This window comes from Porphyromonas cangingivalis (assembly GCF_900638305.1).
GTDB classification, from domain to species: domain Bacteria; phylum Bacteroidota; class Bacteroidia; order Bacteroidales; family Porphyromonadaceae; genus Porphyromonas_A; species Porphyromonas_A cangingivalis.
This window is the reverse complement of sequence record NZ_LR134506.1, coordinates 522,088-538,008: the sequence shown is the minus strand read 5'-3', so window position 1 is coordinate 538,008 and position 15,921 is coordinate 522,088. Positions and strand designations below refer to the sequence as shown.

Here is a 15,921-nt window from a genome sequence, read left to right as displayed (position 1 = left end):
GCTCACAACCTCGGAAGAAGGCATCCCCGAATCTCAAAAAGTCGATAAAACACTCACTGGCACGGATATAATAAAAGGGGAAGAATTCCGTTTACTTCGAAACTTTCCCCTCTATTTGGGTATCCTTATCCTAAAGTAAGTCACAGCAAAAGAGCTCAAATATCCCTCTTGACTCTATCATGTTGGTCCAAATACGAATACTTTATCGTATTGATCGAGCCATACATGGGTACCTCCCTGAATATAAGAGCCTTGCTGATTTCAGAGTTCATGTATCTGGCACAGTTGATCACACCACCGTGACAAAAGACTGCTATTCTTGAGTGTCTCTTGAGGCGTGCATCCTGAATGAACTCCTTGACTCTATCGAGGAGATTTTGAAGGTTTTCGCCACCGGGAGCAGTAAGGTTGTGGAAGTTGGCAAACCAATCATCAAGATTATCATACATGATGATATCTGCCCACTTTTTCATCTCCCACTCCCCGAGGAAGATTTCCTTGATCCGAGGATCCTCAATAGCATCGGTATAACCACAATAGTGTGCCAACTTCTTGGCACGACTGAGTGGGCTGGTATAGATGGCATCATAGCCAATGCCATCCAGCCGATCCTTGACGGCAGCAGCCTCGACCTCAAAGTTGTCAGAGACCTGTACATCCGTCTGACCATAAGAGTAGCTACCATCTATCTGGAGAGAAGTATGTCTGATCCAGTCTATTATAAGCATAAATGGGTTTTAAAGTTTTGTCTTAATACATACTGTTCTTCCCCTTTCTTTTGGGGGCGAACTCATTCTTGCGCCCTTTTCTCAATTCTCGACTCTTGGGATTGAACGCATCTTTGTATTCGTCATCATTTTGCCTGAACTTGCTTCCGGTCTCTTTACCTGCAGCTTCACGTTCGAGTTTTTTGAATATACCTTTGAGAGGAATGCGTACACCGTCGAGTTCGATTTCATCATTGACAGAGGCTTTGTCTCCTATGGTTATGACTTCGCCATTACGAGTAATTCTTCCTTGACGGATGTATTCTTCTGCTTCTTTTCGCGTGTAGTCGTAATGCTCACTTACTATACGACTGATACGTACTTCCATGTTCTCTGAAAGAAAAAAATTAGGGTTTTCACTCTTAGTTCAAAAAAGGTTATACGATCCTCTACACGCCGCTTTGTATCGTATAAAACACCGCTAAAATAGAGAAAATATATGAATTTAGCAATGACCATAAAGATTTGCGATCTTCCATCTACAAGGTATAAAGAGAAGCCTTGAGTCTTTTGATGACTCAAGGCTCCTCTTTATCCATCACTAGGAATATCGCAACAGACCTTACTGTTGTTTCTTGAGAAGATCACGAATCTCTGTCAAAAGTTGAACATCTGCAGGCGGAGCAGCCGGAGCTTCGGGCTCTGCAGGCTTCTCACGTTTCATCTTATTTATAGCCTTGATAGCCATGAAGATGACAAATGCGATGATCAAGAAGTCAATCACAGTCTGGATGAAGCTACCATAGAGGATTGCCACCTCAGGAGTGACCACCTCTCCGTTTGCGACCACAGCATCAGTGAGCACAATCTTGAGGTCTGTGAAATTGACACCACCGATGAGCTTACCGATGGGTGGCATGATGACATCATTGACCAACGAAGACACAATCTTACCGAAAGCACCACCGATGATGATACCGACAGCCATATCAACGACATTACCCTTTACTGCAAACTCTTTGAATTCTTTAATTAGTCCCATAATCAATAAAATTATGTATTATACCTAAGTACCTATCGTATGAACAAATGCATCATACGTTCGGTAAAGATAGCACTTATATTACAAAAGAAATATTAAAATGCCTATATCTTGACACAAAATCTAAAATTCAACGCTTTTTAAGGATACTATTAACCACCCTTACACTGGAGATCAGCTTCTGACTTTGAGTCACGACATCCACATTCCATACGTGCGAACTACGTCCTTGATGTATGATGGTTGCTATAGCCTTGACTACCTCTCCTTCATGGGCTGAGGAGATATGATTGCCACTGACCTGCATACCGACCTGGATCTCATTCTCATCCAACAGGAGTATCGAGCCGATCCCGGCGACCGTCTCGGCAAGAGCCAAAGATGCCCCACCATGCAAGATCCCCATAGGCTGTCGCGTACGAATATCTACCGGCATTGTAGCCTCCACACGCCCTCTCTGCAGTAGAGTACACTGTATCCCTATTGAAGACATCAGTGTGTTGTGCATGAGGGCATTGAGAGCCTCCGGAGTAAAAGTCTGCCCTCCCTCTTCACCAAGAATATGCTTATTGATCAGATGGACGATACCGTCTTCATTATTGGACTTGGTCACATAAGATGCACATTGCTTGACTGCCTCCGTGGCATTTGCCATGGCGACTCCCAAACCAGCCATCTGGATCATACCGACATCATTATAGCTATCTCCGACAGCTACAAGTTGAGACTTGTCGAGATCAAGATCCTTGAGCAGAAAATCCAAGGCATTGGCTTTATCCACATTGAATGGTACAATATCCAACAAAAATGGAGCAGGGTTATGAAAACTCAATTGATTAGGGAACTCACACTCAAGTGCGTGCCTCACCTGAGCTATCTCTACCGGAGAGCCCATAACCACACATTTGAATGGAGGACGATCGACGGCAGACACAAAGTCCCGTACTCCCTCAATCTTCATACCATTATTGATCATACTTTCCTGAAGTACAGCCTCGTTGGTATCATCTTCGGTAATGATCGCATTACGTTTATAAGAAAGCAGTGGCAAGTCAAACGACTTGACAATATCATAGATTCTTGGAATTAAGTTTAAGTCAATGGTATTACGCACAAGAATCGTATTATCCAAACAAGATGTGACTTTCCCTCCGCTATAAGAAGCGAGATACCCCCCATAAGTCGACAACTGCAACTCCTTGGCATATTTCTCCAGACCATAGGTAGGACGACCCGATGCCAACACGATTTTCATCCCTGCCTTTTGGATATCAAGCAAAGCGTTGAGAGTCATAGGAGATATCTTCTTGTCGTCATCAAGCAAGGTATCATCCAAGTCAAGGGCCATAATTTTGTATTTATCTGTCATAACGTTTTGTTCTATGTGTTTTGTTTCGAAAGGTACTAAAAAAAGAGAAATATCCCCACCTGAATGTAACAATATAATAGCGATGCGAAGCCTAAAGGATTCCCCTCTCAAGGAAAGGTTTCACATCATCCAAGATACTGATTTAATCAAGAGTGCTCAATAGAGACCAGTCGAGATTTCATAACAATTACCTTTTCAGGTACACCGTTCTTTCTGAAATAATATGTACCTTTACTCTGATAAGTATATCTCAGCCACAGAGATGTCTTCGGATCAAATCGTAGTACATAAAACCATATCAGATAGAATGATTGTTTCTGTAATCGGATCGATACACCAAAAGTGTTCTCAAGAGGATCTCAAAGACCTCATGAACAACATCATAGAAGGAAGTAAAGGACATAGACTGAGGATTGACAAGGGGTTCTTCAGTTACTTGGGACGTATGGGTATAAAGTTACCTTATGAGTTGAGCTCCAACGTCAAAGATGATCCGAAGACAGACCTCTTGATCAGCCTTGGAGGAGACGGTACGTTCTTACGGGCGGCAAAGTTGATCGCAGGGACTTCGGCAACAATACTTGGCATCAATACAGGGAGCTTAGGTTTCCTTACGGGGACTTGCCCCAATGAACTCCGGCAGATGTGGGAGGACATCATCGAGGGGCGTTACGAAACAGAAGTCAGGAGTATGCTTGCCATATCAACGGAGATCAATGGGGAGGTGCAGCACTATCCTCCTGTACTTAATGAAGTGGCGATACTCAAGCGTGACACAGCGAGCATGATAGGCGTCCATACTCTTGTCGATGGCGAAAGAGTGGCGACATTTGAGGGAGATGGACTCCTTATAGCCACCCCCACGGGCTCGACAGCATACTCGCTCAGCGTCGGTGGCCCTATCATCCACCCTCACTGCCCCACTCTACTATTGGCACCCATCGCACCTCATACGCTCAATATGCGTCCGATCGTCATTCCTGATGATGTGGTATTGGAGATGAGTGTGACGACTCGCAATGATGCGATCCTTCTCTCTTCGGATGGTTACAGCACCCCACTGCCTGGCTCAGCAAAAATAAAAGTATGGAGATCGGACAAGGAGGTACGTATCGTCCGCCATCCTATCCACACCTTCTACGATACCCTTCGCAACAAACTGATGTGGGGGCAAGATGTGAGAGGCAACGGTCAACCAAAACACTGCACAAAATCGTAAGAATAAGCACGAATATCTCTCCCTTGTGCAATTCCTTTTCAACATCACAAAATCAAAACATAAATACACATAACGATGAAATACTTACGACAGATAATCAAATCCACGATACTCTTATCATCACTGACTCTTACTTTGGGAGTAAGTGCTCCAAGAATTTATGCCCAAACAAAAAAGGAGAAAAAGGTCGACAACCAAATGGAGATAAGACGCTCTACACAGGTCTTTCAATACGTGCTCTCGGGGGTAGAGTCCTTATATGTGGACACCTTGAACATCAAAGACATGACCTCGAGGGGAATCAATGCGATGCTCTCTCAGTTGGACCCTTATACCGAGTACATGACAGACACTGAGAGTAAGGACTTTGAGTTCATGACAACAGGGATATACGGTGGTATCGGTGCATACATACAAGAGAAAGATTCGGCTGTATATGTCCAAAATCCGATGCCGGGCAGTCCCGCCGAGAAGAGTGGCCTCAAGAGAGGTGACAAGTTCGTGATCATCGAGGGGGTATCTGTGATTCCGGGCAATGTATCTAAAGTCAGTGACCTCCTCAAAGGCCCCGTAGGGACAAAAGTCAAAGTCAAAGTCCTAAGGCTCGGAGAGGAAAAGGAGAGAGAGGTAACACTTACAAGAGAAAGTGTCGTTGTCGATCAGGTCGTTCACCGAGGGATCTACGGCGACAATATAGGCTATATCAATCTGATCTCGTTCACCAACAGAAGTGCAAGCGATGTGCGTAATGCCTTCAACGAGCTTAACCGAGATCGTAAACTCAAAGGTCTCATCCTTGACCTACGAAGCAATGGAGGAGGAGTGATGGAAGATGCCATCAAGATACTCAGTATGTTTGTCCCCGAGAAGACGCTTGTCGTCTATACCGAAGGAAAACTTCCGGAAACAACCCAAAAGTATTACACTACAGAAAAGCCCATCGCACCCAATCTACCCATCGCTGTGCTCATCAATGGTGGATCGGCATCGGCATCGGAGATCGTAGCAGGTGCGATACAAGACTTTGACAGGGGAGTAATCATCGGCAGTAAGAGCTTTGGGAAAGGGTTGGTACAGTCCACTCGTCCCCTACCTCACAATGGGATCCTCAAGCTGACCATCGCGCGATACTATATCCCCAGCGGAAGATGTATCCAGCAGCTCGACTATTCGCATCGAAATCCGGACGGATCGGTAGCAGCCATACCCGACAGTCTCGCCAATACCTTCAAGACCAAGAGCGGAAGGTTGGTGAAGGATGGTGGTGGCATACGTCCGGACATCACGATAGAGGACGAGACTCTACCCGTATCGGTATTCAACATGATAAGAGGAGGGTACATCTTCGACTTTGCAAACAAATTGTACCTCAAAGGCAAGGGGCTCCCTGCCCCTAAGAGTATCTCTGACATCAAGATCACAGAAAAAGATTTCGAAGACTTCCTGACTTACTTGGAGAACGAAAAGTTTACTTATGGCAAAATGAGTCTGAATGCCCTCAAGAGTCTCAAAGAGCTCATCAAGTTCGAAGGATACAAGGATCAAAGCAGTGAGGCCATAGCTGCCCTTGAGCAGAGTATCACCCCCGATCTTCGTAAAGATGTCATCCGACACAAGACCATAATCATCAACCAAATCAGGAGCTCTCTGGCTGTCCATTACTTCGGTATGAGTGGACAATACGTCATCGGGTTAGAAACGGATGCATCTTTGAAAAAAGCCCTTGAAGTCCTCTCTGACAAAGACGAGTACCGCAAAGTCCTCTCTCCGCAAAAGGCCGACAAAAAAGCTGAAGAGACTGCCGCATGATGTCCGCTTGACCGGGTCACACAAGTGGCAAGTAAGATCTGACAATATCTGATCGATACGGGTTCTGTCGGACTTCAGATACGTTTCTGATGCTCGACAGAATTGTTTCTGAAGCCTGACAGAACGCATTCTGTCATCTGAAAGAAGAGCAATTCATAATAGATTGAAAACAATGGCTAAAAGCAATAAATATACACACGATGACACATCGGATGGATTGGTATTCTCGACCAATTCTGAACTGCTACAAAAGATACAACTCGGCAACCTTCTCTCTGTGGAGACCCTTGCCCCCGAAAAACAAAGGCTGACTGTACAGCTCGATACCAAAGCTCGAAAGGGCAAGATAGTGACACTGATCTCAGGCTTCGAGGGACAAGAAAAAGACTTGGAAGAACTGGGTAAGCGTCTCAAGACGGCTTGTGGTGTCGGAGGCAGTGCCAAGGATGGACAGATCATTGTACAAGGCTCTTGTGTAGATAAGGTCCTATCTTACTTGAATGAGTGGGGGTACACCAAAACCAAACGAAAAGGCTGAAACAATTCATAGATGAACTCTTCACTCAAGATATACAAGGCTTCCGCAGGATCCGGAAAGACATTTACCCTCACAGCAGAGTACCTCAAGCTCCTTTTTGAGAATGCTGATGATCCCTATGCCTTCCGAAAGATATTGGCCGTAACCTTTACGAATAAGGCAACGGCAGAGATGAAACAACGCATCCTCTCTGAACTCTATAAGATAAGTATCGGAGACAAGGGCGGTGTATATGATCTTGTGAAGAGCAGTACAAGCCTGACAGAAAACGATATCTCCCGCAAGGCTCGACAGATCCTCAAAAACATACTGGAAGACTACTCGGCTTTCAAAGTCCAGACGATAGACTCCTTCTTTCAAGAGATTGTGAGAAGCTTTGCCATGGAAATGAACCGTCAGAGTGCATTCGGTATAGAGATGGACTCGGAGAATGTGATAACCCTATCGCTCGAAAGTCTCATCGAGCGGTTGGACGGACAGTCTCCGAACATCGCCTCACTGAGAAAGTGGATCAGTAAGGTGTACCAAGAAAACCTCGAGAACGAAAGTCATACGAGCACGTTCGAGGACATCAAACGTCTGGCAAGTGCTCTGCTCTTTTCGGAAAGTAATAGTCCGATCCTCAAAGATATCACAGAGATCACGGCAGACAAGATAGATGAAGCCAAGCAGGGCCTAAAAGTGATTATCGAAGAGGCCTTACGGTCATTCACCGATGCGTGTTCGGATATTGTTGCATTCTTTGCTCATCATGGCATAAACCCTCAAGATAGTTATCGGAAGTATCTGAGCAAATTTGGCGAACTACTTACGGAAGATGGAGAAGTCGCAAAGACATTTTTGGAAGACGAGAAGAAGGGCTTCAATGCCTCTATCATCGCAATCGGCTACGAAGATGGGCCTCTCTATGCCAAAAGTGTAAATGCTTCTGTAAAAGCACTCTTTGACTCAAACGAACTTGCAATCAGGGAGAAGGTAAAGAACGTACTTGAAACATACAAGCAAAATAAGCAGGATGTCATCACCTCTCAGCTTCTTCTCAAGTACATCAATGCCATCCCCGGGATGATCGAACTCATCCATGACATCGAAGAGTACCGCATAGAGCATAACTGTCTCATCATCTCAGACATCAACCAACTCCTCAACACAATCATCAATGACTCGGAGCTACCCTTTGTCTATGAAAAGGTAGGGACTCGTATCAAGCACTACATGATCGATGAGTTTCAGGATACAAGCCCCCTGCAATGGGCCAACTTCAACCCCCTACTCCGCGAAAGCCTTGATAATGGGAATCGTAATCTGCTCGTAGGTGATGTCAAACAAAGTATCTATCGCTTCCGTGGGACGGATAGCTCACTGCTCGGATACAAGATAAACAGAGAATTTGACGGCTTTATTTCGGAAAGCAACTTGGAATACAACTGGCGTAGTCAAAAGAATATAGTGGACTTCAACAACGCATTCTTCGACAAAGCCTACGACTTCGAACGATTCTATCAAGAGCAATATGGCCAACAAATCACGGAGAAGACAGATGACATCCAAGCACATGAACATTCGTACATCGATGCAACACAAAAGTTACCCGACGGACGTGAAGAAAGAGGTTACATAACAATTACACAAATCGAGGGAAAGGAAATAAATCTCGAAGATATCGCAGGATCGATAGAGGCAAAGTTGATTCAACTACAAAAGGAACAAGGATACTCTCCGTCTGACATAGCTTTCCTTGTGCGCAACAGAGCGGAAGGAATGCTGATCGCAGGCTTATTGTCCAAACTGGAAGAGATGTATGCAGATGATGATAAACTGTCATTCAATTTCTTATCGGACGACGCCTTATTGATCAACAACTCCATTATCGTACGTTTCTTGATGTGTCTGATCAGGTGCTTCGCTTATCCTGGTCGTGAAGAATACGAGAAAGAGTTGGCTCTGCATATCGAACGATACGTAAGGATGTACGGAAGATATCTGAAAGAGATCAATGTCGATGCACTTTCTCAACGACTTTTGAAGATCATCTCTTATGGTCTTACGGTCTACGAAGCCATATCAAAAGCAGTGGAGATCATTGGGTACATTCCGCAAGAGGATGAGACTTATGTCAGTTCGTTTTTGGACATAATCTTCTCTTTCTCGTCGCAGAAGATAGGATCTTACGGACTCTTTGTCGAATGGTGGGAAGAGCACAAAGACTCTGCCATGATCAACATGGGTGAAAGTCGGACCAACAGTATCACCATAACGACCATACACAAATCCAAAGGGTTGGAGTATCCGGTAGTCATGCTACCTTTCGCTTCGTGGCAAATAACGAGGAAAAGTCTTGCCTCACCTCGTATCATCACAGCAGAGCAACTCCCCAAAAAATTTGGGTTCTTGCCATTTTATATTATTCCGACATCTTACTCCAAGTTCGCACAAAGCTACTTGGCTGATATGGCTGAGACACAGTTTGAGACAGACTATACAGATACTCTGAACTTGCTGTATGTTGCGTTCACCCGAGCTTCGGAGGAGTTGCACGTGTACACCCACACAAACACAAAAAATAACTCTGCTGACATCATCCTCAATAGACTTGATGTTATAAATCAACATCTCATGATAGACATCGAAGAGGACCCTGACACAGGTGTGATCATCTCTCATTATGGTGACCCTACACACAAAAATGCGACAAAAATAACTTCCCAACAACATGATCAGCAAAGAGTGCTCAAAGGGATCACTGCAACCCCTCGCTATGAGGACTTGTTGCTCAGTCGAAGGGGCTATGCGCTCTCATTCGAAGCCGAAGCTGACCGCCGGAAGGGTATCATCCTTCATGAGATCATGTCTCGCACTACGACTCTCGATGACTTCACCCATCATATAGACAAAGAGGTGACCTTGGGAAGACTGACGGAGGAAGAGCGAGAGAACTACACTGAAAAGTTGAAAGAAGCTCTGAAGCACCCGATCATAGGTACTTGGTTCAATAGGGCGTACTCTACGGATGCACTTACAGAACAAGACATATTGACCAAAGAAGGTCTGTATCGTCCCGACAAAGTCCTCATCAAGGATGGTAAAGCTGTGGTGATCGACTACAAGTTCGGGGCACACAATGACGGCAAGTACAGAAAACAAGTAAGACAGTACCTGAACCTCTTGGAAAAGATGGGTTACGAGTCCCCTACAGGATATATATGGTACAATCTTGACAACGATATAGATACAGTAACACTGAAGCAATGAGCAAAAAGATATTATTAGGCACGACCCTTGATGAGATGTATGGTATCATCGCCGAAATAGGAGAACCGAAATATAGGGCAAAGCAAGTCATCGAATGGCTTTATCAGAAGAGAGTAAAGTCGTTCGATGACATGAGCAACCTCCCGAAGGCTTTAAGAGAAAAGCTGAATGAGTCGTATGAGATCGGCAGACACGATGTGATCACTCGCCAGATATCGAAAGATGGTACAGAGAAGTATCTCTTCAAAGTACAGCATAGCCCTGATCAAGCCGTCGAGACTGTTTATATCCCCGAAGCGGACAGAGCCACACTGTGTGTATCCAGTCAGGTGGGTTGTAAGATGAATTGCTCCTTTTGCCACACAGGTAAGATGGGCTTCAAATCCAACCTCAACCCCTCAGACATCATCAATCAGATACTCAGCGTACCGCACCATGAGAAACTGACAAACATCGTATTTATGGGGATGGGAGAACCGTTGGACAACTACGAAGCCGTAGCTAAGGTTCTGGAAATCATGACAGCATCTTGGGGCTTGGCATGGAGCCCCAAAAGGATCACAGTAAGCACAATCGGTCCTAAGGTCGGTCTCACTCGTTTCCTCTCGGAACAACAAGCCCACTTGGCAATAAGCATCCATAGTCCATTCGCCCGGGAGCGACTGTCACTCATGCCGGTAGAAAAAGCGTTCCCAATACAGAGCATCATTGAGACCCTCAAGGGGTATGACTTCTCGGGACAGAGAAGACTCTTTTTCGAATACATCTTATTCGATGGATTCAATGACTCTCTCCAGCATGCAGAAGCACTATGCAAACTGCTTGCTCCACTCGATTGCAGAGTCAACCTCATCAGATATCACTCCATCCCCGGTGTAGACTTGCAATCACCGTCACCACGCGCTGTACAAGCCTTTGAGGACTATCTCAATGATCATGGAGTAAGATGTACCACTCGTCGATCGAGAGGGGAGGACATCTTTGCTGCTTGTGGTATGCTATCTACGAAAAAAGACGAAAATTGATACCATGTCCAACGGAGCAATAAGAGAAGCAAAAATACTCACCGAAGGCAGTATCCCCAAGCACCTCTTCAAGCTTGCCCTCCCCATACTCGGCACCTCATTTGTACAGATGCTGTACAACTTCACGGATATGGCATGGTTGGGGCGACTCAACAGTGAAGCCATAGCCGCCGTAGGTGCGGCGTCGGTATTCATGTGGCTGGCCAGCTCCATCTCCTTGATCAATAAGGTAGGTAGTGAGGTGACTGTTGCTCATGCAATAGGTAAGCGAGACGAAGGCTCCGGACTGCACTTCGCAAATCACAACCTACACCTATCTCTGATCATCGGGCTACTTCTCGGAGGGATTTATCTCCTCTTCGGATCACCGTTACTCAACTTCTATGAGCTTGAACCACACATCCACAAAGGAGCACTCAATTATCTGAGGATTACCTCTCTGGGACTTCCTTTTGTATTCAGTTGTGGAGCCCTTACAGGCATCTACAACGCAGCCGGGCACAGTAAGATTCCATTTGTAATCAGTACGATAGGACTTGTCTTAAATATGATACTTGATCCCTTGTTCATCTATGTGTTCAGCATGGGATTGGAAGGAGCAGGCGTTGCGACGATTATAGCCCAAGGAGTCGTCTGCCTGCTGTTTATCATTCAGATAAGGTACAAAGACCGTTTGTTTGGAGGTGTATCTCTCTTCTCCAAATTATCATGGGATACGTGCTATACGATATTTAAAATCGGAGTACCGGTAGCTCTGTTCAATAGCCTCTTTGCATTCATCAATATGTATCTCGGACGACTGGCATCATTGGCCGGCGGACATATAGGGGTCTTGACGCTTACAACAGGAGGACAACTCGAGGCCATTTCTTGGAACACAGCCCAAGGTTTTGCGACGGCTCTGAGTACATTCATTTCTCAGAATTATGGTGCAAAAAAGATATTACGTCTCCTGGATGCTTATAAATTCACACTACGAATGACTGTCATCTTTGGCTTGGCCTCGACGATGTTGTATGTCTTCGGAGGTGAAGCTCTATTCAGCATCATAGTCCCCGATCCTATCGCATTCAAAGCAGGTGGCATATATCTCAAGATCAGTGGCTACTCACAGCTCTTTATGATCTTGGAGATCACATCTCAAGGCTTCTTCTATGGCATACGGAAAACCGTCCCTCCCGCAATTATAAGTATCGGAGGCAATCTCTTGCGGATCCCTGCCTGCCTCATAGCTCTGGAATACTACCCTTCGGTCGAAACCATTTGGTGGGTCATATCCCTATCAACAATACTAAAAGGTACAATCGCAATGATATGGTATCTTAGAGTACGCAAACAAATACTTTCTGAAGAGTAAAATCTTTTCTCCTGACTTTACCTTTTCAGAAACATATCAAATAGTGCTCCATCCATTGAAATAATATGAGTTTATGAATAGTAAATCCCCCTACAAATCGGAATCTGATTTGTAGGGGGATTTACTATCAAAGCCTGCTGTCAGAGACCTCCGGTGATGTCCCATACGAAGGCGCGGAGACCTTGTTGCTCGGCTCTTTGGTCAAGCTTTCGAAGCCCGTCGAGCAATATCTCGACTTTGTCTTCCGGAACAATGGTCAGCATAGCCGAATTTAATGTAGGCCAAGTGTGCGTCCCATAATGTGGTTCCCCGGTGAAAGATCCCCGACCCTTGACCTGCTCCCATGATGTCATACCTCGAATGTTGAGTCTGTCAAGAAGTTCGAGGACATGCTCATAGAAAGCCTGATTGCATGATATAAATACAGCTTTTGATTTATTCATAGTTGTATATTACTCCTTTCTGCATTATTGAGCGAGTTCTTGAACTCTCTTTTTGTGAAACTTTCTACGTTTGCGTTTGATTCCATTACCTGCAAATATCGCATACACTGTAGGAACAATAACTAAGGTAATCAGGGTCGAAACCGTAAGTCCAAAGGCTACGGTCATACCCATGGATCTCCATAGCTCAGCACCCTCACCACGACCAAAAGCAAGCGGAAGCATACCAAGCACCGTTGTCGCAGTGGTCATAAGTACAGGGCGTAGACGAGACTTACCGGCCATAACGACACTCGCAAGTATGCCATTACCTCTCTCGCGACAGAGTATGGTATAATCGATGAGCACAATACCATTTTTGACCACAATACCAATAAGCATGATAGCACCGATAAGTGCCATGACCCCCATTGGTGTACCTGTGATGACGAGCCCGAGGATAACTCCACTGAAGGCAAATGGAACGGAGAACATAATGACAAATGGATCCACTAAAGACTCAAACTCTGCTGCCATCACAATAAAAACAAGAAGAATGATAAGAATCATCAGTGCAAAGAGATCTCCGAAAGACTCTTGCTGTGTCTCAAACTGTCCGGCAAGCTTCCACGAAGCACCCTCCGGGAGCTCAATCTCCTTCATAACCTCACGACATTGTGTGACAAGGTCACTCATCGCATAGCCTGAAGCTGTCGTCATACCTATACTCATATAACGCTCTCGGTCTTTTCGTTCGATCGTGGGAGGTGTCTCTCTCATTCGGATTTCACCAAGATCTCTGAGACGTATCGTAGCACCTCTTGGAGTGGTGATGAGAATGTTCTCGATCGACTCAAGGCTCTCTCGATATTGTTGTGCATACCGTACCTTGATTGTGTACTCTTTACCATCTTCCCTAAAATAAGAGGAAGTTATCCCGGTAATGGCATTACGCAACGAAGTGGCCGCAGTGGTCTTGGTAAGCCCATACATTGCCAACTTTTCGTCATCGAATACAACATTATATTCCGGAGAAGATGGTTTGCGAGATAGGTTGACCTCAGAACAAGCAGGTTTGCTCTTTATCTTTTCGACAAACTGCTCTGCGACCTTATTGGTTTTATCAAAGCTATGCCCATAAATCTCAAGCTGAACAGCGTAAGGACTTCCACCAAAACCTTCTCCGGCCTTGATGTTATAGCTCTCAACAACGGGATATTGTGACAATTCCTCTCTCAAAGTCTGAGTGAGTTGAGTCGTGGTCATCGTGCGTTGATCAAAAGGAGGCATCAGTACATTAATCGAGATGATGTTACTTCCTGATCCTTGAAAAGCAGCAAAGATGTTATCATCATCAGCCTGACCGACAGTAAAACTAAATGAGGTCAAGTCCTCGGGATACTTGGCACGCATTTCCTCTGAAAACATATTTGCAAAGTCAAGAGCCTTATCTTTACTGTACCCCTGCGGAAGCTCTATCGTACCTGTAATATAGCCTTGATCGTTATCGGGAAGAAATTCAGTCTTCACAAAAGGCATCAACATGAGTGAGCCCAAAAAGATCAATGTCGCTCCAACAATAACGGTCTTACGGTGATATACACACCAAGCCAAGGCCTTTGCGTAAGCCTTATCCAGTTTGTCCAACAGATGCTTGATAGGATCAAAGATCTTGTCATAAACACGACTGTTACGCGCTGTACGTCTGAGCATCTGCGAACTTAACATCGGTGTAAGTGTAAGTGCAGAAATGGTTGAGATGATCATCACTATACTCACCACCCAGCCAAGCTGTCTGAACATCACCCCGGTAAATCCTGTGACCATCGTCAGAGGCAAAAACACCGCAAGCATAGTCAGGGTAGATGCAATCACGGATAGAGCCACTTCGTTTGTAGCGTATATAGCCGCTTGCTTCGGAAAACTCCCTCGTTCAATGTGTGTGGTGATATTCTCCAATACCACAATAGCATCATCCACAACCATACCTATGGCAATGGATAGCGCACTCAATGATATGACGTTGAGAGTATTGCCTGATTCCATCAGATAAATAAAGGCTGCAATCAGTGATATCGGAATTGTGAGAATAATAATAAATGTGGCTCGCCATCGCCCAAGGAAGAACAGCACGACCAAGATAACCACAACAAAGATGATCAAAATCGTCTTCAAAAGACTATTGATCGTATTTGTGATATACTCTGATGTGTCCATGACCTTGATCAGCTTGACGTCTGAAGGCATTGATGCCTGGATCTCAGGAAGGATCTTGTTGATAGAGTTGCATATAGCGACACTGTTTGCTCCGGACTGCTTACGGATTATGATATATCCTCCGGGGATGCCATTATTGTACGATTCCTGCATGCGCTCCTTATCTCCATCGTGCACCTCTGCCACATCTCTGAGGTAGACATTGCGCCCTTGGAAGCCGCCGACAACGATATCCTCGACATCCTTTACATTTTCGAACTCTCCCTGAAGTCTGAAAGACGCAGTCTTACTACCGATATCTATTGAACCGATGGGGATATTACGGTTGGACATCTGAACGGCTTGAGATATCTGCTCTACGGTGAGGTGATAAGCTTCGAGTTTCTCAGGATTGCAGTAGATGTTTATCTCTCGTATGGGAGCACCCACGACTTGTACAGAACCGACTCCGTCAAGACGAGCAATCCTGTTGGTCAAGTTGTCATCGATGATCTTATCAAGTCCCTTGGCACTCTCTACTGCTTGTGCTGAGATGACCATGATAGGGATATCATCCATGCTGAACTTGAATATCAGTGGCTTACTCGCTTCTTTCGGAAGAGCACTCGTGATACGATCCAACTTATCACGGACGTCGTTCGTCGCGACATCCATATTTGAGCCTGACTCGAATTCCAGTGAGACCGTCGAGAAGTTGTCCATTGAGTTTGACTTAATGTGCTTGACATTCGAAACCGTGTTAAGGACATTTTCGACCGAGCGAGAGACGGTATTTTCAATATCCTCGGCACTTGCCCCATTGTAGGTCGTAATGACCATGATCGAATTCATGTCGATCTTGGGATACAAGTCCGTTGATAGTTTTGTCAGTGAGAAGAGCCCGATAATCACGATTGCGACAAAGATAAGCGCAGTGGTGACGGGTCTTCGGACAGCTGATTGATATAGACTCATAACTTTCGAA

The 15,921-nt window shown here is 45.1% G+C and carries 12 protein-coding genes; 6 read left to right on the top strand and 6 right to left on the bottom strand.

Going from position 1 to position 15,921, the window contains the following annotated elements; genetic code table 11:
• Positions 1 to 155: 155 nt before the first annotated feature.
• From EL262_RS02175 to EL262_RS02160, 4 genes are all read right to left on the bottom strand, one after another.
• Positions 156 to 728 carry a histidine phosphatase family protein gene (locus tag EL262_RS02175; RefSeq protein WP_025837983.1) on the bottom strand — a complete coding sequence of 191 codons (573 nt, stop codon included), beginning with the start codon at positions 726 to 728 and terminating at the stop codon, positions 156 to 158.
• Between the two features lie 22 nt (positions 729 to 750).
• Entirely contained in the window at positions 751 to 1,095 is a 345-nt protein-coding gene (locus EL262_RS02170; RefSeq protein ID WP_025837982.1) for a S4 domain-containing protein, read from the bottom strand.
• A 234-nt stretch (positions 1,096 to 1,329) separates the two neighbouring features.
• A complete protein-coding gene (gene mscL, locus EL262_RS02165) occupies positions 1,330 to 1,749 on the bottom strand; it encodes a large-conductance mechanosensitive channel protein MscL (protein WP_025837979.1) in 420 nt (139 codons plus the stop codon).
• A 130-nt stretch (positions 1,750 to 1,879) separates the two neighbouring features.
• Entirely contained in the window at positions 1,880 to 3,118 is a 1,239-nt protein-coding gene (locus EL262_RS02160; protein ID WP_078735646.1) for a Cof-type HAD-IIB family hydrolase, read from the bottom strand.
• 307 nt (positions 3,119 to 3,425) lie between these two features.
• Here EL262_RS02160 and EL262_RS02155 point away from each other — a divergent pair, with 307 nt between their 5' ends.
• From EL262_RS02155 to EL262_RS02130, 6 genes are all read left to right on the top strand, one after another.
• Positions 3,426 to 4,337 (top strand): NAD(+)/NADH kinase, encoded by a 912-nt coding sequence (locus tag EL262_RS02155; protein WP_164715427.1) that lies wholly within the window; start codon positions 3,426 to 3,428, stop codon positions 4,335 to 4,337.
• 75 nt (positions 4,338 to 4,412) lie between these two features.
• Positions 4,413 to 6,146 (top strand): S41 family peptidase, encoded by a 1,734-nt coding sequence (locus tag EL262_RS02150; RefSeq protein ID WP_036853046.1) that lies wholly within the window; start codon positions 4,413 to 4,415, stop codon positions 6,144 to 6,146.
• Between the two features lie 172 nt (positions 6,147 to 6,318).
• Positions 6,319 to 6,684, top strand: a complete 366-nt coding sequence (locus EL262_RS02145; protein WP_025837976.1) for a translation initiation factor — start codon at positions 6,319 to 6,321, stop codon at positions 6,682 to 6,684.
• A gap of 12 nt (positions 6,685 to 6,696) precedes the next feature.
• Positions 6,697 to 9,936, top strand: a complete 3,240-nt coding sequence (locus EL262_RS02140; protein WP_078735648.1) for a UvrD-helicase domain-containing protein — start codon at positions 6,697 to 6,699, stop codon at positions 9,934 to 9,936.
• Positions 9,933 to 10,961 carry a dual-specificity RNA methyltransferase RlmN gene (gene rlmN, locus EL262_RS02135; protein WP_025837969.1) on the top strand — a complete coding sequence of 343 codons (1,029 nt, stop codon included), beginning with the start codon at positions 9,933 to 9,935 and terminating at the stop codon, positions 10,959 to 10,961. The genes EL262_RS02140 and rlmN overlap by 4 nt, the downstream gene beginning before the upstream one ends.
• Positions 10,962 to 10,980: 19 nt before the next feature.
• The gene (locus tag EL262_RS02130) at positions 10,981 to 12,318 is read left to right on the top strand and encodes an MATE family efflux transporter (protein WP_025837967.1); all 1,338 of its coding nucleotides are present in this window, start codon (positions 10,981 to 10,983) and stop codon (positions 12,316 to 12,318) included.
• A 140-nt stretch (positions 12,319 to 12,458) separates the two neighbouring features.
• Here the strand turns inward: EL262_RS02130 and EL262_RS02125 are convergent, their stop codons facing one another.
• Together EL262_RS02125 and EL262_RS02120 are read right to left on the bottom strand one after the other, a co-directional pair.
• Positions 12,459 to 12,761 (bottom strand): PG0541 family transporter-associated protein, encoded by a 303-nt coding sequence (locus EL262_RS02125; protein WP_025837965.1) that lies wholly within the window; start codon positions 12,759 to 12,761, stop codon positions 12,459 to 12,461.
• A 24-nt stretch (positions 12,762 to 12,785) separates the two neighbouring features.
• Positions 12,786 to 15,911, bottom strand: a complete 3,126-nt coding sequence (locus EL262_RS02120) for an efflux RND transporter permease subunit (RefSeq protein ID WP_078735649.1) — start codon at positions 15,909 to 15,911, stop codon at positions 12,786 to 12,788.
• Positions 15,912 to 15,921: the final 10 nt, after the last annotated feature.

What these genes read in the sequence shown, in the direction of transcription:
- EL262_RS02175 (WP_025837983.1), bottom strand. Translation starts at nt 728, where the DNA reads ATGCTTATAATAGACTGGATCAGACATACTTCTCTCCAGATAGATGGT.
- EL262_RS02170 (WP_025837982.1), bottom strand. Translation starts at nt 1,095, where the DNA reads ATGGAAGTACGTATCAGTCGTATAGTAAGTGAGCATTACGACTACACG.
- mscL (WP_025837979.1), bottom strand. Translation starts at nt 1,749, where the DNA reads ATGGGACTAATTAAAGAATTCAAAGAGTTTGCAGTAAAGGGTAATGTC.
- EL262_RS02160 (WP_078735646.1), bottom strand. Translation starts at nt 3,118, where the DNA reads ATGACAGATAAATACAAAATTATGGCCCTTGACTTGGATGATACCTTG.
- EL262_RS02155 (WP_164715427.1), top strand. Translation starts at nt 3,426, where the DNA reads ATGATTGTTTCTGTAATCGGATCGATACACCAAAAGTGTTCTCAAGAG.
- EL262_RS02150 (WP_036853046.1), top strand. Translation starts at nt 4,413, where the DNA reads ATGAAATACTTACGACAGATAATCAAATCCACGATACTCTTATCATCA.
- EL262_RS02145 (WP_025837976.1), top strand. Translation starts at nt 6,319, where the DNA reads ATGGCTAAAAGCAATAAATATACACACGATGACACATCGGATGGATTG.
- EL262_RS02140 (WP_078735648.1), top strand. Translation starts at nt 6,697, where the DNA reads ATGAACTCTTCACTCAAGATATACAAGGCTTCCGCAGGATCCGGAAAG.
- rlmN (WP_025837969.1), top strand. Translation starts at nt 9,933, where the DNA reads ATGAGCAAAAAGATATTATTAGGCACGACCCTTGATGAGATGTATGGT.
- EL262_RS02125 (WP_025837965.1), bottom strand. Translation starts at nt 12,761, where the DNA reads ATGAATAAATCAAAAGCTGTATTTATATCATGCAATCAGGCTTTCTAT.
- EL262_RS02120 (WP_078735649.1), bottom strand. Translation starts at nt 15,911, where the DNA reads ATGAGTCTATATCAATCAGCTGTCCGAAGACCCGTCACCACTGCGCTT.